Source organism: Streptomyces roseus (assembly GCF_001044425.1).
Taxonomy (GTDB): Bacteria; Actinomycetota; Actinomycetes; order Streptomycetales; family Streptomycetaceae; genus Streptomyces; species Streptomyces roseus.
Genome location: NZ_LFML01000131.1, coordinates 59,322 through 81,290, shown reverse-complemented (window position 1 = coordinate 81,290; position 21,969 = coordinate 59,322). Strand labels below are relative to the sequence as shown.

16 protein-coding genes are annotated in these 21,969 nt (G+C 73.7%); 6 read left to right on the top strand and 10 right to left on the bottom strand.

What is annotated here, in order from left to right:
* Complete coding sequence (locus ACS04_RS29805; protein WP_048479920.1) at nt 1-2,460, bottom strand: penicillin acylase family protein; 2,460 nt, start codon at nt 2,458-2,460, stop codon at nt 1-3.
* Nucleotides 2,461-2,666: 206 nt separating this feature from the next.
* Between ACS04_RS29805 and ACS04_RS29800 the strand changes: the two genes are divergently transcribed.
* Entirely contained in the window at nt 2,667-3,335 is a 669-nt protein-coding gene (locus tag ACS04_RS29800; RefSeq protein ID WP_048479919.1) for a cutinase family protein, read from the top strand.
* A 15-nt stretch (nt 3,336-3,350) separates the two neighbouring features.
* Here ACS04_RS29800 and ACS04_RS29795 read toward each other — a convergent pair whose 3' ends face one another.
* The 3 genes from ACS04_RS29795 to ACS04_RS29785 form a co-directional block, all read right to left on the bottom strand.
* Nucleotides 3,351-4,442, bottom strand: a complete 1,092-nt coding sequence (locus tag ACS04_RS29795) for an AfsR/SARP family transcriptional regulator (protein WP_048479918.1) — start codon at nt 4,440-4,442, stop codon at nt 3,351-3,353.
* Between the two features lie 241 nt (nt 4,443-4,683).
* Complete coding sequence (locus ACS04_RS29790) at nt 4,684-6,225, bottom strand: adenosine deaminase family protein (RefSeq protein WP_245236603.1); 1,542 nt, start codon at nt 6,223-6,225, stop codon at nt 4,684-4,686.
* A 174-nt stretch (nt 6,226-6,399) separates the two neighbouring features.
* Nucleotides 6,400-7,203 (bottom strand): class I SAM-dependent methyltransferase, encoded by an 804-nt coding sequence (locus tag ACS04_RS29785; RefSeq protein WP_048479916.1) that lies wholly within the window; start codon nt 7,201-7,203, stop codon nt 6,400-6,402.
* 179 nt (nt 7,204-7,382) lie between these two features.
* On the opposite strand from ACS04_RS29785, the gene ACS04_RS29780 reads away from it, so the two are divergent.
* From ACS04_RS29780 to ACS04_RS29770, 3 genes are all read left to right on the top strand, one after another.
* Nucleotides 7,383-8,273 carry an SDR family NAD(P)-dependent oxidoreductase gene (locus ACS04_RS29780; protein ID WP_048479915.1) on the top strand — a complete coding sequence of 297 codons (891 nt, stop codon included), beginning with the start codon at nt 7,383-7,385 and terminating at the stop codon, nt 8,271-8,273.
* Between the two features lie 168 nt (nt 8,274-8,441).
* Nucleotides 8,442-8,993, top strand: a complete 552-nt coding sequence (locus ACS04_RS29775) for a superoxide dismutase family protein (protein ID WP_245236602.1) — start codon at nt 8,442-8,444, stop codon at nt 8,991-8,993.
* 148 nt (nt 8,994-9,141) lie between these two features.
* Entirely contained in the window at nt 9,142-10,290 is a 1,149-nt protein-coding gene (locus tag ACS04_RS29770) for a DUF7847 domain-containing protein (protein ID WP_158977652.1), read from the top strand.
* Between the two features lie 40 nt (nt 10,291-10,330).
* Here ACS04_RS29770 and ACS04_RS29765 read toward each other — a convergent pair whose 3' ends face one another.
* The 6 genes from ACS04_RS29765 to ACS04_RS29740 form a co-directional block, all read right to left on the bottom strand.
* Nucleotides 10,331-10,882 carry a GTP-binding protein gene (locus tag ACS04_RS29765; RefSeq protein WP_048479913.1) on the bottom strand — a complete coding sequence of 184 codons (552 nt, stop codon included), beginning with the start codon at nt 10,880-10,882 and terminating at the stop codon, nt 10,331-10,333.
* A gap of 34 nt (nt 10,883-10,916) precedes the next feature.
* Entirely contained in the window at nt 10,917-11,342 is a 426-nt protein-coding gene (locus ACS04_RS29760; RefSeq protein WP_078865508.1) for a DUF742 domain-containing protein, read from the bottom strand.
* 14 nt (nt 11,343-11,356) lie between these two features.
* Nucleotides 11,357-11,776, bottom strand: coding sequence for a roadblock/LC7 domain-containing protein (locus tag ACS04_RS29755; RefSeq protein WP_048479912.1), 420 nt, complete (start codon nt 11,774-11,776; stop codon nt 11,357-11,359).
* On the bottom strand, nt 11,773-14,076 hold the full coding sequence (locus ACS04_RS29750) for a sensor histidine kinase (protein WP_245236601.1): 2,304 nt from the start codon (nt 14,074-14,076) through the stop codon (nt 11,773-11,775). The genes ACS04_RS29755 and ACS04_RS29750 overlap by 4 nt, the downstream gene beginning before the upstream one ends.
* Before the next feature lie 217 nt (nt 14,077-14,293).
* The gene (locus ACS04_RS29745) at nt 14,294-15,025 is read right to left on the bottom strand and encodes a VOC family protein (RefSeq protein WP_048479910.1); all 732 of its coding nucleotides are present in this window, start codon (nt 15,023-15,025) and stop codon (nt 14,294-14,296) included.
* Between the two features lie 181 nt (nt 15,026-15,206).
* Nucleotides 15,207-15,884 carry a TetR/AcrR family transcriptional regulator gene (locus ACS04_RS29740; protein ID WP_048479909.1) on the bottom strand — a complete coding sequence of 226 codons (678 nt, stop codon included), beginning with the start codon at nt 15,882-15,884 and terminating at the stop codon, nt 15,207-15,209.
* Nucleotides 15,885-15,998: 114 nt separating this feature from the next.
* On the opposite strand from ACS04_RS29740, the gene ACS04_RS29735 reads away from it, so the two are divergent.
* A complete protein-coding gene (locus tag ACS04_RS29735; RefSeq protein WP_048479908.1) occupies nt 15,999-17,135 on the top strand; it encodes an FAD-dependent oxidoreductase in 1,137 nt (378 codons plus the stop codon).
* Nucleotides 17,136-17,189: 54 nt separating this feature from the next.
* Nucleotides 17,190-21,965 carry a hypothetical protein gene (locus tag ACS04_RS29730; protein ID WP_048479907.1) on the top strand — a complete coding sequence of 1,592 codons (4,776 nt, stop codon included), beginning with the start codon at nt 17,190-17,192 and terminating at the stop codon, nt 21,963-21,965.
* Nucleotides 21,966-21,969: the final 4 nt, after the last annotated feature.

Here is a 21,969-nt window from a genome sequence, read left to right as displayed (position 1 = left end):
TCAGGACAGGACCTTGGTCTCCAGGGCCGGTGAGGCCGCGATCTGCTCCTCGGTGAACCGTTCCGTCACCCACTGACCGGCCGAGAACAGCCGCGTCTGGTCGACGTGGTGCGGCGAGTTCGGGTCGGCCGACTGCGAGTAGGCCAGCACCGAGGAGGTCTGGGGCGGTCCGTCGGCGGTGAACTTCACCTGCTGGACGAAGCTGGATCCGAAGGTGATGTCCAGCTTGCCGTCGACCAGGCCCGGGGTGACCACGTTCAGTACGCCCAGCTCACTGATCGAACCGTGGATCGGGATCTGCTCGCCGTTGCGGGTGATCTTCTGGACGTCCGACAGCGGCGCGTTCAGCGCCACGCCCGCCCTGCGCAGCGCGAGGACCGCCCGGCCGAACGCGTCGCGGACGGCGGAGTTCCCGGAGTCCAGCGAATTGGGCGTGTGCACCGGGTCCTTGGGGTCGAAGGGCACCCGCCAGGGGAGTTTCTCGATTGCCTGCCCGCCCAGCAGGAAGGCCCAGTAGTTCTCGAACAGCCACGATCCCCGGCTGTCCGCCGTGAAGTCGTGGCTGCGCCATGCGGCCAGGACCGGGCACGCCTCGCTCACGTTGACGAGGGTGCCGTCCACCAGAATGAGCCCGAAGGGGACGCCCCGGCACATCGCCACGGTGGCGTCCAGGGCCAAATCGGCCGCCCTGCTGTTGTCGGCGAACAGCAACTGCCGCATGTTCTCCGGTGTGAAACCCCGGCCCGGCAGACCGTCGGTGCCGTTGATCCGGTTCTGGGCGGTCAGGATGAGCTCCTGGGTGCGCAGGGACCGGGGAGCCGCCGTATCGCCCATCACCCTGGGGAAGGACAGCGGCTGCTCGGGGTTGGCCAGCCAGGCGCTGTCGTTGGCGTTGCCCACGAAGTCGCTGCGGATCAGGCGCGGTTGCTTGCGGGGATCCATCAGCCCCGGAGCGACCGCGTTCGGATCGGTGGGCCAGTCGCACGCGCTGCGCTTGCCGTCGAAGATGGAGACCGGCGGCACGTTCGGCAGCCGCAGCTCCTGGTTGAACAGCAGTCGGCCGGTCAGGGTCAGGCAGGACTGCGCGTGCTCGTCGCTGATGTTCGGCGTGGCCTGGATGTCCGCGTACAGGGCGTTGCCCTTGCGGTCGGAGGCGACCGTGTTGAAGAAGGGGACGCCTTCCGTGGTCTCCAGGGTGTCGACCACCTCGTGGACGTCCTTGGCCTGGTCGAGGTGGAACCAGGTGTTGAGCGCCCGCAGGTTGCCCATGTTCACGTCCCGTACCGCGTGGGCGCTGACCACCCAGGGCAGCGGGTTGCCCAGCACGGAGGTGACGATCGGCCCGTACCGGGTGGACCACAGGGTCCTGGTGACCTTGCCGAGGGTGCCGTCCGCGTTCCGTACGTCGACCGCGACCTGCTGCGAGGTCATCGGCTGCCAGACGCCGTCCACCAGGTAGTTGGTCGGGTTCAGCGGATCGACCTGTACGTCGAACAGCCCGAACGGGGCCACCGTGGCGATCGTGTGGCTCCAGGCGACGTCGTCGTTGTGGCCGATGTTCACCGCCGGGAACCCGAGCAGACTGGCCCCGGAGACGTTGATCCTCCCGGGGATCGTCAGCTGGCTCTGCCACATCCGGTTCTTGCCCTGCCACGGGAAGTGCGGGTTGGCCAGCAGCATGCCGGTGCCCCCGGACACGCCCCGCGAACCGACCGCGAGGGCGTTGCTGCCCATGCTCTGCCGGCGGCTGACCGCCATCGCGTCGCGGATCCTCTTCGCGGTCTCCTCGGGTGAGGGGGCCGGCGTCGCGGCGGCCGAAGCCCCCGCAGGCGCGGCGGTCACCTGGCCGTCGAGCAGCGGATCGGCGCTGCCCATGATGATCTCGGCGTGGGCGTGCCGGTAGACGTCCAGCTCCGTGATGGGCCGTACCCAGGACGCACCCCGGCAGGCCGGGTCGGTGATGTTGTCCGCGCCCGTCTCGGCCAGGTACCGGTTGTACCCCCGGACGTAGCCGCGGATGGCCTCTTTGACCTCCGGTTCCGGCCCGTTGGGGGCGGGCTGGTCGAGCAGCCGCTCCACCACCCGGTCGTCCTTGATGCGCTGGAAGTACAGGTCGCTGTTGAGGTTGCTGGTGGTGTTCTGCTTCTCGCCGGGACTCGCCTTGCCGTCGGGCCCCAGGTACCGGGACCTCTGGGCGTTGACCATCAGGTAGGTGTCGGCCAGCGTGCAGATGTTGTCCTTGGCCGCCGCGTACCCGTAGCCCGTCCCCAGCCCCTCCCAGTCGGAGGCGATGATGTGCGGGATCCCGTATTCCGTGTACCGGATCGTCGGCTTGTCCGGCGCCGCTACGGCAGCCGCCGACCTCGCGGGCGGCGGTCCGGCGGCCGCCATCGTACTCACCACCGCGACCACGGCCAGGGCCGCCACAGGCAGCCTCGCGACGAATCTCCTCCGGGCCATCGAGCCGTCCCTCCCCTGTGGTCCGGGCCCTTCACCCGAACGCGCCCACGCTAGGCAGGAGCGATGAAATCCCGATGGAACGGGTGCACCGCCGCGGGTTTCATCGGGATGTCATCGCCCGCTGCCACTGTCGTCCGGTGACCTCGGCCGACTGCGCCCCGCATCTCCGGGCGGACCGCGTGGGCCGACTACTTGGGAGGATCGATATGCGAGCCAGAAGGACCGCGGCGATGGCAGCCGGCTTTCTCCTGACCGTCGGGCTTTCGGCGGTACAGGGGGCCAACGCACAGGGGGCCTCGGCGAAGACGACGGCTGCGTGCGAGGGCACGTACACGATCGTCGTCGGAGGCACCGGCAGCTCGTGGAACAACGACGGCTTCTACGGGAACATCCAGCAGCACGTCGGATACCCCACCCAGATCCCCAACGGCGCGAGCGCCCGGGCGGGTGTGAACGAACTGAACCGGCTGGTCCGCGACCAGCGCGCGGCCTGTCCGTGGCAGCACGTCAAGATGGGCGGGTACTCCCTGGGTGCCGCGGTGGTGCACACGTGGGTCACCGAGAACTGGCAGACGTTCGACAACGTCAACGCCGTTCTGATCGCGGACCCCAAGAGGCAGGGCCCTCCCGGTGCCAACGGCGGGTCCGTGCCCTTCGGCGGCATCGTCGGCGCCCCGCTCGCCGGCGCCGACCGGTTCTTCGGGAACGTGCCCGTCAAGACCATCTGCCACTGGGACTACGTCTGCGACGAGTCGGCCGGCATCTGGACCTATCCGAACAACCACGTCCGGAACTACCCCGAAGACTTCAACATGGACCACCACAACGACAGCGCCAGCGAGCAGTGGTACAACGGCGCCTGGTACGCCTGGTAACCCCGCGGCGGGACTTCACCACCTGCCGGCGGCCGGGCTTCCGGCCGCGGGCGGGTGGTCCCCGCGCAGGATCTCCTCGTACGTCCCGCGCAGCATGCGGCCCGGCGGTACCCCCAGGTCCTCGGCCAGACGGCGGCGGGTGCGGTCGAAGACGGCCAGGGCCTCGGTCCGCCGGCCGCCGCGGCACAGGGCGCGCATCAGCATCACGGCCACCGTCTCGTTCAGCGGCTGCGCCGCGGCCAGGGCGAACAGCTCGGCGATCGCCTCGAAGTGCCGGCCCAGGCGCAGCTGCCACTGCGACTTCCGCTGTATGAGGGCGATCCTGCGCTCGGTGAGCCGCAGCCGCTCCGCCTCGGCGAGCGGCCCGGGGAGCTCTGCCAGCGGCTCGCCGCGGAACAGGTCCAGCGCCCGCGTGCACAGGCGGATCACCTCGGTCGCCTCGCCCGCCCGGTCGGCCCGCGCGACCTCGGCGAGCAGCCGCTCCATGTGCGCCACGTCCACGTCGAACGTGCCGGGGGCGAGCCGGTAGCCGCAGCGGTCGTGCTCGATCGGCGAGGCCGGGCCGTCCCCGGCGCGCAGGGCCTTGCGCAGCCGGTAGACGTACACCGGCACGACGTTGGTGTGGGGCGGTTCCATCCCCCATATGCCGTCGAGCAGTTCCTGTCGGCTGACCGTCCGCCCCGCGCCCAGCGCGAGGGCCGCCAGTACCGCTTGCTGGCGCAGATGGCCGAGGTTCAGGGGCCGCCCGTCCTGCCGGACCTGGAGCGGTCCGAGCAGGGAGATCCGCACCATGGGAACGGGTACGGGTACGGGTACGGGTCCGCTTACGCGTACGGCGGGCCGGGCGGTGGCGGTCGCCGCCGCCCGGCCCGCTTCCCGCGTACGGGGGCCGCTGCCGGGGACGACCAGGCCGCAGTCGAAGGCGTGGACGATGGCGGCGGCCCGGTCGCGCAGCCCCAGTTCGGCGAGGATGCGCCTGAGGTGTCGGGCCACCGCGTCCTCGGGGATGGCGAGGTCGGCGGCGATCTCGTCGTCCCGCAACCCGCAGCCGACCGCCTGGAGCACCCTGCGCTCCTGCTGCCTGAGCACGGTGGCGGTCGTCGGCATCGCTGCTCCCTGGGCCGGTCGTACGGGCGGTCGGGCGGGCGTCGGTCGGGCGGTCGGACCGCGGTCGACAACGTACCGGCGCCGGCCCGTGCCAGGGCATCCGGAACGTTCCGGAGTGACACGGAAGGGATGGAACGATCCGGGTGGGGAGTCCGGCCCGCGACCACCGCGGTCGGCATCGGCGACCGCGACGGCGACGGCGGGTGCTGGCACGCGGGCCGGACCCGGCAGGCTCCCGGGATCAGCGGGAGCCGGGGCGGGTGGCGACGGGGTAGGCGGCCTCGAAGCGGTGGAACGCCGCCTCCTGCCGCCACTCGACCTGTGCCTTCGGGCTGGTGGCGAGGAAGGCGGCGCACAGCCGGCCCGGCCGTTCGCCGCCCTGGCGCTCACCCGCGCACGCCCCGGACGTCCGGTAGCCGCGGCGCAGGTCACGGTCCCACAGGCTGCGGCCGGGCAGGAAGGAGTACTCCAGCGAGGCCCGGGCCAGGTCCCTCAGCTCGGGGTAGCCGAGCCCGTAGGTCTGCGCGGCCCAGCGGTACTCGTCGGTGATCCCGATCCGGGACACCCCCGGGTCGTCGGTGGCGAGGACCACCGGCACGCCGTGGCGGCGGTACGTCGCGAAAGGATGGGCGTCGCCCGAGACCCGCAGGATCTGCGCGTTGCTGTGGAAGGGGACCTCGACGGCGATCCGCCGGTCGGCCATGTAGCGCATGAGCGACTCCCAGCGGTCCTCGTGGAGTACGGAGACTCCGTGTCCGATGCGCTCGGCGCGGCCGGTCTGGGCGGCCTCCCTGATGTGGAAGGTGAGGTCCTCCGGCTTCACCAGACCGGGCACCAGCTCGCCCGCGTGCAGGGTGACGTGTGCCTTGGGGTACTGGGTCTTGAGGTAGTTCACCATCCGCATGTGCAGGCGGTAGTCGCGCAGGGCGACCTCACCGTCCTCCGGCTGGACCAGGTTGACGGCGACGAAGCGCGGGTCGCGCTCGGCCAGCCGCATGCCGAGCGCCAGCTGGGCGAAGACCCGCTCCGGGGTGCCGAGGCGGCCGGCCTGGGAGATCCAGCGGTACGGGAGGGAGCACGCGGCGTCGGGCCGCGGGGTGTCGCAGTGCGCGGCGGTGCGGAACTCGGCGTCGGTGGTGTCGGCGTCGGCGCGAGCCTGCCGGACGACCGCGTCCAGGCCGCCGTCGGCGAGCAGCTTGTCGTGCAGGGCGTCGAGGTCGGCGTCGTAGCCGACCCGGTCGGCGAGGGCACGGGCCGCCCCGGAAGCCGGGGTGATCATGGTCTCCAGGTAGAACTGGTTCTGCCGGGCGGCGGAGCCGGCGACTTCGGCGAGGATGCGGCCGGGGTGGCGCCAGGGCACCTCGCCGAACTTGTCGAAGGTGGCGAAGAAATGGTCGTGGCCGTTGCCGTCGGCCGGGAAGTCCTGCATGGACCAGGCCTGGACGACCTGCTTGCGGAAGGCCGCGTCGGTGACGGCGTCGGCGGCGGGGCGGGTTCCCGCTCCGCACGGCGGGGGCACCGCGGTGGTCGTGGCCGTGGTGATGCAGAGGCCGTCTTCGGCTGCGAGTCCGATCAGGAACTCGGTGGTGACGGCGCCCGAGAGGTGGTTGTGCAGGTCACCTCCCTTGGGGAGGTCGGCGAAGAAGTCCCGCGGCCGAGCGGGGCCGGGGGCGGGGGCCGCTGGGGCTGCTGGGGCTGCTGGGGCTGCTGAGGCGTCGTACGCGGCGGTGGGCAGGAGCAGGGCGAGCGCGGAGAACGCGCCGATCAAGTGGGAAGGGATCACGGGCACATGGTGGTCAGGCGAGCGGCCCTACGACACCATGCCGGGCCGGGTATGGCTCACCGTCACCCGTGAGGCCCCGCAGAGGATCGTTCCTCCTTCCCGGGCACCTCCTGGGTGATACGCGGACGCCTCCCCTGGTGCGAGCCGGAGGTCATCCCCTGGTGCTACGGGGACTCAGGAGCGCCGCGCGGTGACGAGCCAGGCGCGGGAGTCGAACCGGACCCCGTCGTCGCCCAGGTGCGCGGCGAGCGCCGCGCGCAGGTTCTCCAGGGCGCGCGTCGCGGCCGCCGGATCCAGCCGCTTCAGGACTTCGCTCGTGCACGTGAATCCCCGCACCCAGTCGAGGGCGGCCGCCACGTCCGGACCGTAGTGGACCTCCTCGTGCACGTCGGTGAACGAGATGTCCGTGAATCCCGCGCCCCGCAGGATCTCCCGAACGGCCCGCGGGTCGGCGAGCGAGAACGGGTCCGGTCCGCCGGGGGCGCCGGCCGCCGGCCCACCGGCCACGGCGAGGGACCGGCGGATCGTGACGTCCCACTCGTTGAGCTCGCCGGCCTGCCAGACCATCATCACCAGGCGTCCGTCCGGGCGCAGCGCCCGCCCGATGTTGGTGAACGCCGCGCCGGGGTCGTCGAAGAACATCGTGCCGAACCTGCTGATCACCAGGTCGAAACGCTCCTGCGGGAAGCGGTGTGCCTGGGCGTCCGCCTGCTCGAACTCGGCGTTGTCCAGCCCCTCGGCCCGGGCCCGTTCACGGGCGAGGGCGATGGCCGGCGCCGAGACGTCCACCCCGAGCGCGCTGCCCGCCCGGGCGGCGCGCGCGGCGTCGCGGGTGGTCCGCCCGGCGCCGCAGCCGATGTCGAGGACGTGGTCGTGGAGCCCGACGCCGGCCGCGCGGCGCAGCACCTCGTTGTGCCGCCGCAGTTCGGCGTCGTAGCCGCCGGCGGCGGGCGGGCGATCGCCCGGGGTGCCTCGCATCGCGGTCCCTTCCCTGCGGGCCGCCCGGAGCCGCCGGGCGCTGTCCGCTCCATTTCATCGCGGCCCTCGGCCGACTGCCGCGGACCCGGCACCCCACAAACGGATACATCATCCACATGTGTGTTACGGTCGCGCTAAGCGGATGAGGTATCCGAATACTTTCCGGGAGTTGTCACACCATGAAAAAGACTGCTGTCGTCACCGCCGCGACCGCGGGCATCGGCCTGGAGACGGCGCTGGGACTGGCCGCCGCCGGATACGCGGTCACCATGGTCGGACGCGACCCCGGCCGGGGCGCCCGCGCGCGCGAGCGTGTCAACGCGACCCGCCCGGCGCACCCGGCCCGGTTCCTGGCCGCCGATCTGGCCTCGCTCGACGCCGTACGCGCGCTCGCCGACCGGATCGCCACCGAGCACGCCGCCTCCGGGGAGCCACTGACCGTACTGGTCAACAACATCGGCGCGATGTTCGCCGACCGGCACGACCTGGGCGGCGTCGAGGCCTCCTTCGTCGTCAACCACCTCTCGCCCTACCTGCTGACCGAGCTGCTGCTGCCCACCCTCACGGCCGCCGCACCGAGCAGGGTCGTCAACGTCACCTCGGGCGCGGTCGGCGTCGCCAAGCGGGTCTTCGACTCCGTCGAACCGCCCGGCGGCTACTACGGCTTCCACTGGTACGGCCGCGCCAAGCTGGCCAACCTCGCCTACACGCTCGATCTGGCCGCCCGGCTGGACGGCACGGGCGTATCGGTCTTCGCCGCCGACCCCGGCGGCGCGGCCACCGACATGACCAACGGCACCATGGCCGATCCGAAGATCGTCTCCCCCGCGCTGCGCCTCATGTGGCCCCTGGTGCGCCGCACGTTCGCACGCTCGACCTCCGGCCCCGCCTCCGTGGCCGCCAAGCCCTCGGTCTTCGCCGCCACCGACGACTCGCTGAGCGGCCGGACGGGCCTCGTCATCGGCGCCCGCGTGACCCCGGTCGCCCCGCTGCGCGCCGCGACCGACCCCGGCATCGCGCAGGCCGTGCGCCGGCTCAGCGAACGACACGCACCGCTCACGACCGCCTGAGCCGCACGTCACGCGGCTGATCGGGGAAAAGCGGGCCGACACCCCCGACACGCCCGGCGCGGGGGCTCCGGGTGCGCCAACATGGTCACGGCGATCCGGCACCACGCAGGGCCGGAACGCGGGGGCGGTGCGAGCCCCCGGCGAGAACTCGCGCGAGAGGAGCGGAAGGTGTTCTTCCTCGTTTCGGCACTCACCACCTCCCTGGCCGCCGCCCTGCCCCTGGGCATGGTCGCGGGCCAGGACGTGACGATCGAGGATGTGTTCCGGGCGGCCCGGGGGCGGCCCGCACAGCAGGCGGTCACCTTCGACGCCGCGGCGGTTCCGATCGGCAGCGGGGTCACCGTCATCGAGCGGGTCGGTGACGGCACGCACGTCGAGCTGCGGTTGCGGGGCGTGGGGGCGAACCGTACCTTCGGCGCCCACGTGCACCAGAAGCCCTGCGCCGGCGAGCCGAGTGACTCCGGGTCGCACTACCAGAACGCCCACGATCCCCAGCAGCCTTCCACGAACCCGGCGTACGCCAACCCGCTCAACGAGGTGTGGCTCGACATCCGCACCGACGGGCACGGCGACGGCGGCGCGGCCGCCACGCAGGCATGGCGGTTCCGCCCCGGCCAGGCCCGCTCCGTGGTGATCCACGAGCACGCCACCCACACGGGGGCCGGCACCGCGGGCACGGCCGGGGCGCGGCTCGCCTGCGTCAACGTGCCGTTCGCGTAGGAACATCCGCTTTCCCGGGGCGCGGCCCGCGCGCGGCGCGTGCGCCGCCCCAGCCTCCGCCCGGCAGCGCAGCGACCGTGCTGTCATGGCCCTGACCAGCTGGGATATGTTGTCCGTCCTACTGGGGGACAACATACGGAGCACGGGCATGACGCACAACAGCTGGCCGGGAGCGCACGGGGGCGGATGGGGCGGCGCCCCGCAGTGGGGAGGCCGGCCGCCGGAGGCGCCTCAGCCCGGTGTGATACCCCTGCGTCCGCTGTCCCTCGGGGACATCATCACCGGCTCGTTCGCGACGATCCGGGGCCACTGGAAGACGCTCGCCGGTGTGGCGCTGGCCGTGCAGGCCGTCGTCCTGCCGGTCATGGCCCTCGTGGTGGGCATCGCCGTGGTCTCGGTCCGAAGCCACTTCGCTCCCGTCTTCCATCCGCCGTTCGGCGAGGATCCGGCGCCGGAGCACGTGGTGCCGCTGGTCGTCGCGGCCGTCGTGGTGTTCGCACTGCTCATGGCCGTCGGTGTGCTGGGCATGGCGGTCATCGCCGCGCTGTGTCCGGCGGTCCTCAAGGAAGCCGTGACGGGCCGCCCCACCACCTTCCGCGCGCTGTGGCGGGCCTCCGTCCGGCGGGCTCCGGCGGTGGCCGGCGCCATGTTCCTCAGCGGACTGATCGCCGCCTCCCCGGTGTTCGCCGTCCTCGCCGTGTGGCTGCCGCTCGTGTTCTCCGCCGGTCACGGGGAGAGTTCCCTCGCACTGCTCGGCATCCTGCCGCTGCTCATGCTGGCCGCCGCGCCGGCGGCCGTCTGGCTCGGCATCCGGTTCGGCCTGGCCCCGGCCGTGGTCGTCATGGAGGGCGCGGGTCCGGTCACCGCGCTGCGGCGCTCGACGGCCCTGGTCCGGGGCGAGTGGTGGCGGATCTTCGGCTACACCGTCGTCTCCGTCATGCTGGCGGGGGCAATCTCGTACGCGACCCAGATACCGTTCAACCTCGTCGGCTCTTTCGCGATGATGCCCGCCCTGAACGGGCTCCCCGAACATGGCGCGCTCTCGGCGGGGGCCGTCGCCTCCCTGGTGCTCGCCCTCGTCCTCCTGTTCCTCGGCGGGGCGGCCGGCCAGGTCTTCCAGATCGGGTTCAGCCACCTGGCGAGCGCCATGCTCTACGTGGACCAGCGGATCCGGCGCGAGGGGCTCGCCGAGGCGATCCTGACCGACCTCGCCGCCGCCCCCGCGCCGCCCGCGCCCACCGGCCCCGCCCCCGCCGCCACCGGGCCGCAGCGGCCGGAAGGCGACGGGCAGTCCTGATGCCGTCGGGAGGGGCCGCCCGGCCCCTCGGGGGTCCCCGTTACGCCGCGTCCGCCGAACCGATGAGCACGTCGAGGAGGGCCAGGAGCGCGTCGCGGGCATCGGCGCGGGCGCGGGCGTCGAGCAGGAGGACGGGCGTTGCCGGATCGCGCAGGTGCAGCGCGGCGGCGATCTCCTCGGCCGTGTAGGGCTGTTCGCCGTGGAAGCAGTTCGCGCCCACCACGAACGGCAGCCCGCGGCTCTCGAAGAAGTCGATCGCCGGGAAACTGCGGTCCAGGCGGCGCGTGTCGACGAGGACGAGCGCGCCGAGGGCTCCGGCCAGCAAGTCGTCCCACATGAACCAGAACCGCTCCTGGCCCGGCGTGCCGAACAGGTAGAGGACGACGCCCGCGTCGGCGAGGGTGAGCCGGCCGAAGTCCATGGCGACGGTGGTGACGGCCTTGGACTCGATGCCGTCGAGGTCGTCGACGCCCACTCCGGCCGCGGTCAGCCGTTCCTCGGTCCGCAGCGGTTCGATCTCGGAGATCGTCTCGACCAGGGTCGTCTTGCCGACGCCGAAGCCTCCCGCTATGAGGATCTTGACAGGCGCCACCTGTCCGGCGGCGGCTGCGGACGGGTCGTTTCCATCAAATGCGGGCAAGGTTGTCCCTGATTCTCATGAGCATGTGGACGTTGGTGGTCTCCGCCCCTTGCAGGGGCGGCCGGTAGTGGATCAGCTCCCGGTCCGCGAGTTCACCCAGCAGCAGCGTCATCGGGGTGAGCCGGATCCGCATCCGCGCCGCGATCTCGGCGACCGCCAGCCCGCCCGGCCGATCGCACATGGCGAGCACGGCCCGCCATTCGGTGGGCAGGCCGCCGCGGGCCTCCGCGCCGGCGGCCGCCGTGATCGTGGTGTCCATGGTGAGCACCGTCTGCGGCGCGGCGGTCCGGCCGTCCGTCAGCGCGTAAAGCCGGGTACGGCGGCCGCCGGCGCGCTGCGGCGCGTCCGGCTCCGACGCCTCGGGCCGTACGGGCCCGGGCGTCCGGGCCTCGCGTCTCTCGGCATCCGCCATCTCGGGCTCCGGCATTACGGCTTCGGCGCCTGGGGACGCTCGGGCGTGCCCAGCCATTCGCCGAGCGCCTGGGCGGTTCGCACCGCTTCCCCGCCCAGCTCGCCGAGCCTGGCCTTGCGGGAGGTGACGACGAGGAGCGTGCTGCCCTCACCGCACCCGACGACGCAGAGGTACCGGTCGTCCATCTCCACCAGCTGGCGGATCACGCGGCCGCCGTCGATCTCCCGGGATATCGCCTTCATCGTGGCGGCGATCCCGGAGGCCGCGGCCGCCATGCGTTCCGACTGGTCCCGGTCCAGCAGGTAGGCGGTGAGCGGGATCCCGTCGTTGGACAGGAGTACGGCTCCCTGGACGCCGGCGATCCGGCTGAGATGGTTGTCCAGGATGCTGAAGATCATCTCGCTGGAGGTCGCGGAGTTGGGGGTCGTCGTCATCGCTGATCCTGTTCCTGTCTGATCTCGGCTTCCACCTTCTGCGTCCCCTCTTCGTAGTCCGCCCAGGCGTCGGCGACCTCTTCGGGGGTGTCCGGACCGGGGCCCGGCTCCGGCTCCGGCGCTCGCGGCGCGCGCAGTTGGCTGGTCATGTGCGTCTGCGGGACGCGCTCCGGGAGGACCGGACGGCCGCCGCCTCCCCCGGTCGTGGGCCGGAGCGCGGGCGTGCGCTGCGCGAGTGCCGGCGCCGGCCGCTCGGGAGCTGCCACCCGGTCCGGGGCCGCCTCGGGTGCGGCCCGCCGTACGGGGGCGGCGACGGGCGCGGGCGCGGACTCCGGTACCGCGGCGGACTCGCGGGCGGAGGCCGCCGAAGTCACGGACGCCGCGGGGGTCACGGATGCCGCCGGAGCGGCCGTCCGCGCCAGCAGGTCGCCCGGCAGTACGACGACCGCCGAGGTCCCTCCGTACACCGAACGCCGCAGCGTGACCTTGGCCCCCAGCTGCTCGGCCAGGTGACCGACCACGAACAGGCCCAGCCGGTGCGCGTTCTCGGCGAGTTCGGAGTAGGGCGGGGCCGAGTGCAGGCGCCGGTTCATCTCCTCGTAGCCGGACTCGCCCACGCGCGGCCCGCGGTCCTCGATCTCCACCGACAGGCCGTCCGCGACCAGTTCGGCCCGGATGACCACCTTCGACCGCGGCGGGGAGAAGCGGGTGGCGTTGTCGAGCAGCTCCGCCAGCAGGTGGCTGATCTGGCTGATCACGCTGGGTTCCACGCTGGCCTCGTCCAGCGCGTACCGCTCGATCCGCCGGAAGTCCTCGACCTCCGCCGCCGCCTCGCGCAGCAGGTCGGCGACCCGCATCGGCTCGGTGTGCGGGTCGGGCACCTCGCCGCCGGACAGGATGAGCAGGTTCTCGACCTGCCGCCGCATGCCGACCGTGAGCTGGTCGGACCGCATCAACTCGGCGAGCAGCGCCTCGTCGTGCCCGAAGGCGTCCTGGATGTCCTCGGTGAGGCTCAGCTGGCGGCTGACCAGGTTCCCGGTGCGCGAGGCGATGCCGGAGGCGAACATGCCGAAGCCGTGCCGCTCGGCCGCGAGCCGGCGGTGCCCGTCCACGGACACCGCGACGACCCGGGCGAAGGCGTCGTTGATCTGCCCCACCTCGTCCTTGTCCCCGCGTACCTCCGGCAGGGCGGCGTCGTCGACGGGCTGGCCGCGGTGCAGCCGCGCCACGACGTCCGGCAGCGTGACCTCGGCGACGGCCACGGTGCGCTCGTGCAGCCGCCGCAGGCGGCGCAGGACCGAGCGGGTGGTGATCACGACGACGGCGACCACCAGGAGCAGCGCTCCGGCGCTGCCGCCGACCAGCCAGTAGACCTCGGCCTCCAGCTCGGCGGCCGCCTCGTCGGCGTGCGCCAGCAGGTCGCGCGAGCGCTGGTTGCCCAGCTCCGCCAGCTGCCCCGAGAAGACGGGGTACGCCGCCGACCAGTCGTTGACCTCGGCCGGCAGTTTCATCCCGGAATCGGTGATCTTGTGCTGGGCGATGACCGCCGTCTCGACGCGGAGCTTCGTCTTCCAGGCGGCCGAGGAGGTGATCCCCTCGTACGTCTGCTTCTCCGCGGGCGGCAGGTACGGGACCACCCAGGTGTCGTACAGGTGCCGGTGCGCGCCGGCGTCGCTCAGGAACTCGCCGAAGGCGGTGGGCGTCAGCTCGCGGGACGGTCCGGCCAGCGTGAGGATCGTGTCCTGGCGGGCCAGCATCTCGGACGCGGAGAGCATGGCGACGACCGGGCGGGTCTCCTGGAGGAGGCCGGCGTCCTCGGCGTGGGCGAAGGCCCCTTGGTAGAGGCCGGTGATCCCGTCGATGACGCCGTCGTAGTACGTCATCGTCTGCGCGGCGACGCCGCTGTGGGCGTCCGCGCGCGAGCGGAAGGCGCCCAGCTGGTCGAGGCGGTCCTTGACGTCCTGTATGTGTTCGGCGGTCTGCCCGGGGACCGGCGGGCTGTCGGATTGCGCCGACAGGCGTCGGAATTCGGCCACGGCCTTGTCGGTGGCCGCCCTGCGGTCGCGCAGGTCGCCGTCCCGGACCGGGGCGCCCGCCCACCGCGCCGCGGTCGTCTTCCGTTCGGCCTGGAGCTCGACCATGAGCCGGAACAGCGGCTCGCCGATCCGCTTGCTGGCCGCCAGGTCTCCGCGCAGGTGGTCGGCCTGTGTCAGCAGCCGTTCGGCGGTCACCGCCACCTGGGCGCCCATGGCCACGGTGGGCACGACCGCGAGCCAGATGAGCATCGTACGGAGGCGCACGGTGCGCCGCCTTCGGGCCTTCGACGGCCCTGGGGTGCCTTCGGGTATGGGAGACATCGGTCCTCGGTATGCGGCGGGGCAGGATCGCGCGAGCGAGTGGCGCCGATCATATCCAGCCACGAAGAACGCATACAGCCGCACCCGACGGAAGAGATGGCGCCAGAGCTCTCCACTCCGGGAGCAGATGTCACACCTTACGGGCCGTCAACCGGATCCGTCAGTCATTGTTCAGGTCTGAGGTGTTGTGCAGTTCGGCCTCGACCTGCTCGCGCTCGGCCTCGGTGAGCGCGATGCCCGCCAGTTCCGCGGTCCAGGCGGGGACGTCGTCGCCGTGCTCGCCCAGGGCGGCCGAGGTCGAGATGAGGACCGCCAGGGCCCGGGCCCGGTCCGCTGCCGGGGCGTCCTCGCCGAACTTGCGCAGCGCGGACTTCACGGCGCGGAACGCGGCGCGGTCGTCGTCCTTGAACTCGCGCAGGATGCGGGCGTTGTCGAGGGCCTTGGCCAGCCCCTGCAGCTGCTTCGAGCCGCCGTAGTCGAGTTCCATCGGTTCGTCGCGCCGGACGAAGACGATCGAGTTGCCGGACGGGTCGACCAGGCTGAAACGGCTCGCGCCGGGACGGTGGCGCGTGATCCGCGGCCTTCCGGTGGCGAGGACCTTGCCGTAGGTGCGGCGCATCGCCCCGACGAAGGCCGCGTGGTACGGGGCGACCGAGTCGACCATGACCAGGCAGGCGCCGCCGTCCTCGCGGGCGGGGTCCAGGCCCTGGGGCGCCTTGCCGAAGTGCAGTTCGAAGCCGCCCAGGCGCAGCGCCAGGTACGGGTAGGGCCGGGTCTGCTTGTATGTGTTCTCGAAGCCCAGCGCCTCGTAGAACTCCAGGGTGTCCTCCACGGACACGCACGGCAGCACCGGCACGGTGGTCTCGTTCGCCGGGGTCGTCGGTTCGGTCATGGGTGTGTACCCCCTCCGCTCGCGGCCTTCTGCGTCCGGCGGGCATTGTTGCCGCTTTCCGGGACTCGCGCACATGCGGAGCGGGGGCCGGCTGAGCCGACCGCCGGTATCCGGCCAAGGCCCGGTCGCCGCGTGGGCCGTGGTGTCCGGTGCCGTGCCGGCCGACGCGTCAGCCTCTTTGTCAGCCGGCGTGCGAGGCGGCGATCCCGGCGAGGACGAGGTCGATTCCCGCGAGGAATTCGGCCCGGTCGTCATGCTCTCTGAGTTGCTCCGCCACGTCGCGGGTGAACGGGTACGCGTCGGGATCGAGGTTGGCCCAGGCCGCCGAAACGCCGTCGAGGAACTCCGTCCGGTCCTGCTCAGACTCCTGCCCGTGGGCGTTGGCCGCGTTCTGTCCTGCGACCCCGAGGATGTAACTCAGCAGCGTGGAAGCGGCAGTGAACCGGGCGGGGCGGGGTACGCCGAGTGCCTGGACCTGGCGTCCGAGCCGTTCGAAGACCTGAAGCGTCGGCGACTGCCCCGGTGAGCGGGCGAGCTGACCGCCTATCCACGGGTGGGCGTCGATCGCGTCGAAGAGCCGGAGCGCCAAGTCCCTGATCACCTCTTGCGGGCTCGCCCCGCCGGCGCCGCCGAGCACGGTGCCGGTGACGACGACCTCGGTGGCGGCGCCGAGGAGCTCCTCCTTGCCGGAGACGTGCCAGTAGATGGCGCCCGGCCCGGTGGCGAGGCGTTCGGCCAGCACGCGGAACGTGAGTCCGCCCTCACCCACCGCGTCAAGGATCCCGATCGCCGCTTCGACGATCCGCTCCCGGGAGAGCGGCTCCTCCCGTCGCTCCGTACGACGCGCTTTGGTTGCCATGGCCCCATCCTGACACAAGCCTGGAACCCCGTTCCAGCTTGACATCCCTGGAACGCCGCTCCAGTCTGATTCTGGAACGGCATTCCAGAGAGTCGACGGGCAGGGAAAACCACCATGACCACTGACATCACGATCATCGGCGCCGGACTCGGCGGGCTGACCCTCGCCCGCGTCCTTCACGTCCACGGCATCCCGGCGACGATCTACGAGGCGGAGCCCTCGCCGACCGCCCGCGCACAGGGCGGCATGCTCGACATCCACGACCACAACGGGCAGCGAGCCCTGAAGGCCGCCGGACTGTTCGACGCGTTCCGCGGCATCGTCCACGAGGGCGGGGAAGCCATGCGCGTGCTCGACAAGAGCGGGGCCGTGCTCCGCGACGAACGGGACGACGGCACCGGCGGCCGTCCCGAGGTCCACCGCGGCGAGCTGCGCCGCATCCTGCTCGACTCGCTCCCCGCCGACACGATCCGGTGGGGACGCAAGGCCACAGCGGTGCGCCCCATCGGCGAAGGGCGGCACGAGGTGGCGTTCGCGGACGGGACCACCGTGACGACCGGCCTCCTGGTCGGCGCCGACGGGGCCTGGTCGCGCGTGCGGCCGCTGCTGTCCGACGCGAAGCCGGCGTACACCGGCATCTCGTTCGTCGAGACCCACCTGTTCGATGCCGACACCCGCCACCCGGCCGGGGCACGGGCGGTCGGCGGCGGCTCCCTCTTCGCGCTCGCCCCGGGAAAGGGGATCCTCGCCCACCGGGAGCCCGGCGGGGTCCTGCACACGTACGCCTCGTTCAACAAGCCGCGGGAGTGGCTCGCCGGCATCGACTTCGGCCGCCCAGGCGCGGCCGCGGCCCTGATCGCCGAGGAGTTCGGAGACTGGGCCCCGGAACTCACCTCGCTCATCACGGACGGCGAGACCGCTCCGGTGCCGCGCGCCATCAACGCCCTGCCCGTCGATCACCGGTGGGACCGCGTGCCCGGCGTCACCCTGCTCGGCGACGCCGCGCACCTCATGTCGCCGTTCGCGGGCGAGGGCGCGAACCTCGCCATGTACGACGGCGCCAAGCTGGGCAGCGCGGTGGCCGCGCACCCGGGCGACGTCGAGGCCGCGCTCACCGCGTACGAGGAAGCCCTCTTCCCGCGCAGTGCCGCTGCCGCAGCCGAGGCGGCCCGCAACCACGAGCTGTGCTTCGACGAGAACGCCCCGCACAGCCTCGTCGCCCTCTTCACCGCCTATGAGCAGGCCGGCTGAACGGGCAGCGGCGGGCGCGCGGAGCTGTCGGTGGTGCGTGCGACGATGCGAGACATGATCGTCTCGTTGGAAGCCCTGCTGCCGGCCGCCGGTGCCCACTCCTCCACCACGTACGCCGACTGGGTCGCCGCCCACGACCCGGGCGCGGCCGGGAGCGCGCGCGATCTGATCGAGGACATGCGCACGGAGCTCGGGCGGTCCCGGCACAAGCCCGGCCGGTTCGTGGACGCGATGACGGCGCGGGCGCGGCGGCTGCCGGCAGCGCATCTGCCGTGGTTCTGGGACACCGTGGGCCACCGGCTGATCGGCTTCGGGAGCCGGCCGGGCGGGCGGGCCTACGCTGCGGCGCGCGCGGCCGAGGCCCAGCACGCGCTCCCGGTGGAACCCGCGTACCGCAGGGCCAACGCGCTGCTGTTCGCGGCGGGCGGGGCCATGCCGGCCAAGGAGTTCGGGGCCCACCAGCGGTTCCTCGCCGAGACGCTGGAGCCCTCCGCCGCGCACACCGCCCTGGAGGCGTTCCTGACCGCGTGGGCGGGTTCGGCGGCGGACCTGCCGGCCGACCTGGTACGCCGGGTGCGGGCCTCCGCGAAGGCGGCCGGGCACGGGGACGAGGAAGTCGCGCGGCTGGTGGGCGCGATCCTGTCGGTCACGCGGAACAAGTCGGTGCCGGAGGCGCTCCTCGATGCCGCGGGTACGGCCCTGGCGGCCCATCCGCCGGCCGACGCGATCCTGGCGGGGCTGGTGGAGGTGTTCCCCGACGGGGTCACCGACGGCGGGGCCTGGCTGCGGACGCTCATCGGCGCGGGCGCGGCGCAGGCCATGGAGGCCGGGCGGGTGGTGCCCCACGGCGGGCTGCACCACTGGGTGGGGAACTACGTACGGATGTACCAGTACGCGGCGCAGCCCGGGGGCGGGGTGGCGCGGCAGCCGCTGCCGGCGGAATTCCTCGACCTGGTGGGCCGGTTGGGGCCGCGGCTGCGGACCGAGGGGGCCGCGGTGGCGGTCCACCACACGCGCTACCACCACGAGGGCTTCGACGCGGACGTACTGGACGCGTGCCTGGCGGCCGGGGTGGCGGTGGTCGACCCGGGGCCCGAGACGCGGATGCGGTTCTGGGGTGAGCACTCCCGGCGGGACCTGTCGGCGCTGGCCGCCGACGCGGTGTTCGGACCGCGGCTGGAGGGGACCGTGCACGCGGATCTGCTGTCGCGGTGGGGCCCCGCGCGCGGACGCCGGACGGGATCGGCGGTGACGCTGCTGCCGGGCAACGCGGGCATCGCCCAGGAGGTGGCCGTGCGGGTCGGCAAGCTGGTCGACACCGTGGCCGGCGGCGGCATGGCCGGGGCGGAGGAGGCCGTGGCCGAGCTCGCGACGGTCCTTGACCGGCCGACGGTGACGGCCCTCGACGGGATCGCCGAGGCGCTCGCCGGGGCGGGGGCGGCGGGCGCGCTGCACCGCTCGCTGGCGGCCGGTCTGCCCGAGGAACTGGCCTGGCCGGCCCTGGAGTCGGTGTACGCCGAGTTCGCGGCCGGCGCCGGCGGACAGGAAGCGGAAGGGGCGCTGCCGGGTGCGCCGGGGGTGGCCGGGGTGACCTCCACCTGGCCGGTGCTGACGGTGTTCGGGCGGGACCGGGCGGTCGCCGTCGGTCCGGAGGGGGTGCGCGGCTCCTGCGCGTACACGGTGCCCGACGACGCGACCATGTACGCGGTGCACTACGTGGGCGGCTCCTTCCTGGTGAGCTGGACGCTGAAGCCGAGCCCGTACCACTGCGACACCGCGGTGTGGGCGGAGCGGCCCGAGGAGCCGTTCACCCCGGACGAGGTGGGCGGTCTGGTGCCCTTCGGCGGCAGTCTGGACGGGGCGTACGGCTTCCAGTTCGAGACCGCCGACGGGGGCGGGCGCCACGGTGGCGGCCGGGTCCTGCGGCCGGGCGGGACCGGCGGCATCGACCGGGACGAGCTCCAGCTCGGCGACGGCTCGCGGATCTGGACCAACGCGGTCTTCGGGCGCAGGCCCTGGGCCGTGGTGGACCCGGTCACCGGGGAGCCGCAGGGCGCGCTCGCCCTGCCCGAGTTCCCGGGCCGCGCGGCGGGTGCCGATCCGGCCGCGGGGCCGTCCGAGGCCGGGATGGCACTGGCCTCGGAGGCCCTCCAGCTGGCGCCGCTGCCCTCCGGGTGGGAGGGATCGCCGCTGGGCAGCCGTGACGGGCTGGTCGGCACCCGGGTGCTGTACCGCACCCGGCACCGCCACAACGCGCCGGACCACTTCCTGGTGGAGAGCGTGGACGGGCGCAGCGCCCGCTTCGACGTCGACCGGCCGGGGCAGGAGCCGTGGGGCCTGTGGGCGCCCCCGGAGGGCGCGTCGGTGGCGCACGGGGTCCAGGACGTGGTCCTCGCCGAGGCGCAGACCCGTACGGGTGTGCGCGCCTACGCCGCCGACGGCGCCCTGCTGTGGGAGCTGGACGGGCACGCGTCGCCGCGGCATCCGAGGGTGGCGCCGGTGCGCCGGGCCACCGCGTCGCGCGGCGTGGCCCTGCCGCCCGCCTTCTGGTACCTGTTGCGCACCCGGGACGTGGCCGGGTCGCGGGCGCTGAGGGGGGTCGGCCGGCAGGCGGCGGACGCGTTGCTGCAGGCCGCCCGCTCCGGTGTGCGGGCCCTGCGGGCCGCCGTGGCCCGGGAGTTGCCGGAGGTCACCGACCCGGTGCTGGTCGACGCCGTGGTGGCGGTGGCCGGGCGGGCCGCGCGGGTGGAAGGGCGCAGGCTCGCCCTGCACAGGCGGGTGACCCTGCTCGCGCAGGCGCCGCCGGCCCCGCCGCGCCGGTCCGCGCCGGACACGGAGTTGATGCCCGCGCTGTTCGGCCTGGTCTCGCGGGGCGCGGACGACCCGTGGCGGCGCAGCTCGGATGCGAGCCTGCCCGCGACGCTGACGGCTCTGGCTGCGGACGGGGCGTGCCTGGCGGGGGCCGTCGAGGAGGAGGTGCGGCGGCTTTCGCCGCCGGCGCCGCCGCGGGACTGGTCGCAGCTGGTGGGCGCGATCGATGCCGCCGCCTGGCGGGCGGTGGTGGAACCGACGCCGGACGGGGAGCGGACCGCGCTGCTGGCGCTGCTGGACACCTGGGCCGACCAGCCGTTCGCCCGCGCGGGCGGCCGGTGGTGGGTGGGCCGCGCGTCCGCCGAGGCCCTGGACGGGCTGCGCGGGGACGGTACCGCCGTGGCGTCCTGGCCGGTACGGCCCGGCGGCTCGGAACACTGGTTCGTGGCGCCCGCGACGGAGGGGGACGGGGACCCGGTGCCGGTGGCGGCAGCGCAGGCGCGGCCCGTCCGGGTGGAGCGGGACGACACCGCCCGGCTGCGGGCCCTGGTCGCGGCGGTCGAGGAGCACGGGCCGGTCCCGGTGCCGGAGTCGGCGGCCGCGCGCTTCGCCGAACTGACGGGCGTGCGCCGGGCGGTGGCCCGCCTCGTGGTGGCCGGTCTGGTCGGCCGGTCCGACCGTGACGAGGACCGCGCCCTGGCCCGCAGTGCCCCGTACAGGGCGACGCCGATGACGGCCGACGCGTACGACCGGCTGCGTGCCGGGCTCGGCGGCGGGGGCCGCCGCGCGGTCCTGGCGGCGGCCCTGCCCGAGGATCCGGCCGAGCTGTGGCGGCCGGGCGGGATCGAGGCGGCCGTGGAGCGCATGGCCGCGGTCTGGCGGGAGCACCTCGGGACGCTGCCCGCCCTGGACGACGGCGCTGCGGATGCGCTGGAGGCCGACCTTGGGCTCTCCGAGGTGTGGGCCCGGCGCCTCGCGGGCGGGTACGCGGCGGCCGCGGACGCGACGGTGGAGGCGGCCGGCTGGGAACTGACGGCTTCCGCGTACGGGTCGGGCGTGCAGGTACGGGCGGTGGCGCCGGCCGGGTCCGAGCTGCCGCACCGCACTCCGGTGGGGCTCCCGTACTGGCAGGTCGCGGACGCGCTGGTCTGGGCGTGGACGGACCGGCCCGTGGGGGATCCGGCGGTGGCCGGCGCCATGGACCTCTACGAGCGGCTGCGGGCGGAGCTCGACCGTCCGGACTTGCTGGTGGCGCTGGCCGGGGCCCGGGTCGAGGACACCCCGGAGCGGATGGCCGAGCGGTTCGGCCCCGGGCGGCTGCCGGTGGCGGCGGACCGCCGCAAGGGAGCGGAGCCGGTCGCGGTGACCGCGTACGACGCGGGGCCGCTGGTGGTGTGCGTACCGGGCGGCACTTCCTTCCTGCGGCCGGCCGCGGTGGCCGACCCTCAGGTGTGGCGGCGGGTGCGGGAGGTCGCCGGCCTGGCCGGGGCGCTGGACCGGGTGGCGCCGCTGCTGGCCGGCGGCGGCCTGGAGCGGATGATGCGCCGGGCCCGATCGGGCGCGGTGCCGGCCGGTGCGTACGAGGCGGACCCGCGGCAGTCCGTCCCGGAGCTGCTGGCGCGGGTGGCGGAGCGGCTCGGGACCGGCGGTGACGCGGCGGCCCTGTACCTCCAGCTGGCCACGCTGGCCGCGCCCACCGACCGGAACGTACGGCGCTGGAACGGCTGGTCGGCCAAGCGGCACGCCGCCGCCCGTTCGGAGCTGCTGGGCACGGGCCGGGTGGTGGAGGCGAAGCGGGCCCGGGCGGGCCGGACCCTGTTCCTGCCCGGCGAGTGGACCGAGCTCAAGGCCCCCCACCTGCCCCTGGAAACGGCGAAGCTGGCCGCGCACGCGGTGCGGCCGCTGCCGCGCAACCAGATGCTCGGCCCGTTCGGCCGGATCCTGCCGACGGCACCGCTGCACGAGATGTTCGCCGCGGCCTGGGAGCGCGAGTCCGGCGAAGCGGCCCCCGCCACGTGACGGA

Bases quoted from the DNA above. Each gene is read 5' to 3' on its own strand.
- ACS04_RS29735 (WP_048479908.1), top strand. From the start codon at position 15,999: ATGACCACTGACATCACGATCATCGGCGCCGGACTCGGCGGGCTGACC.
- ACS04_RS29745 (WP_048479910.1), bottom strand. From the start codon at position 15,025: ATGACCGAACCGACGACCCCGGCGAACGAGACCACCGTGCCGGTGCTG.
- ACS04_RS29805 (WP_048479920.1), bottom strand. From the start codon at position 2,460: ATGGCCCGGAGGAGATTCGTCGCGAGGCTGCCTGTGGCGGCCCTGGCC.
- ACS04_RS29730 (WP_048479907.1), top strand. From the start codon at position 17,190: ATGATCGTCTCGTTGGAAGCCCTGCTGCCGGCCGCCGGTGCCCACTCC.
- ACS04_RS29755 (WP_048479912.1), bottom strand. From the start codon at position 11,776: ATGACGACGACCCCCAACTCCGCGACCTCCAGCGAGATGATCTTCAGC.
- ACS04_RS29785 (WP_048479916.1), bottom strand. From the start codon at position 7,203: ATGCGAGGCACCCCGGGCGATCGCCCGCCCGCCGCCGGCGGCTACGAC.
- ACS04_RS29780 (WP_048479915.1), top strand. From the start codon at position 7,383: ATGAAAAAGACTGCTGTCGTCACCGCCGCGACCGCGGGCATCGGCCTG.
- ACS04_RS29760 (WP_078865508.1), bottom strand. From the start codon at position 11,342: ATGGCGGATGCCGAGAGACGCGAGGCCCGGACGCCCGGGCCCGTACGG.
- ACS04_RS29770 (WP_158977652.1), top strand. From the start codon at position 9,142: ATGACGCACAACAGCTGGCCGGGAGCGCACGGGGGCGGATGGGGCGGC.
- ACS04_RS29740 (WP_048479909.1), bottom strand. From the start codon at position 15,884: ATGGCAACCAAAGCGCGTCGTACGGAGCGACGGGAGGAGCCGCTCTCC.
- ACS04_RS29800 (WP_048479919.1), top strand. From the start codon at position 2,667: ATGCGAGCCAGAAGGACCGCGGCGATGGCAGCCGGCTTTCTCCTGACC.
- ACS04_RS29795 (WP_048479918.1), bottom strand. From the start codon at position 4,442: ATGCCGACGACCGCCACCGTGCTCAGGCAGCAGGAGCGCAGGGTGCTC.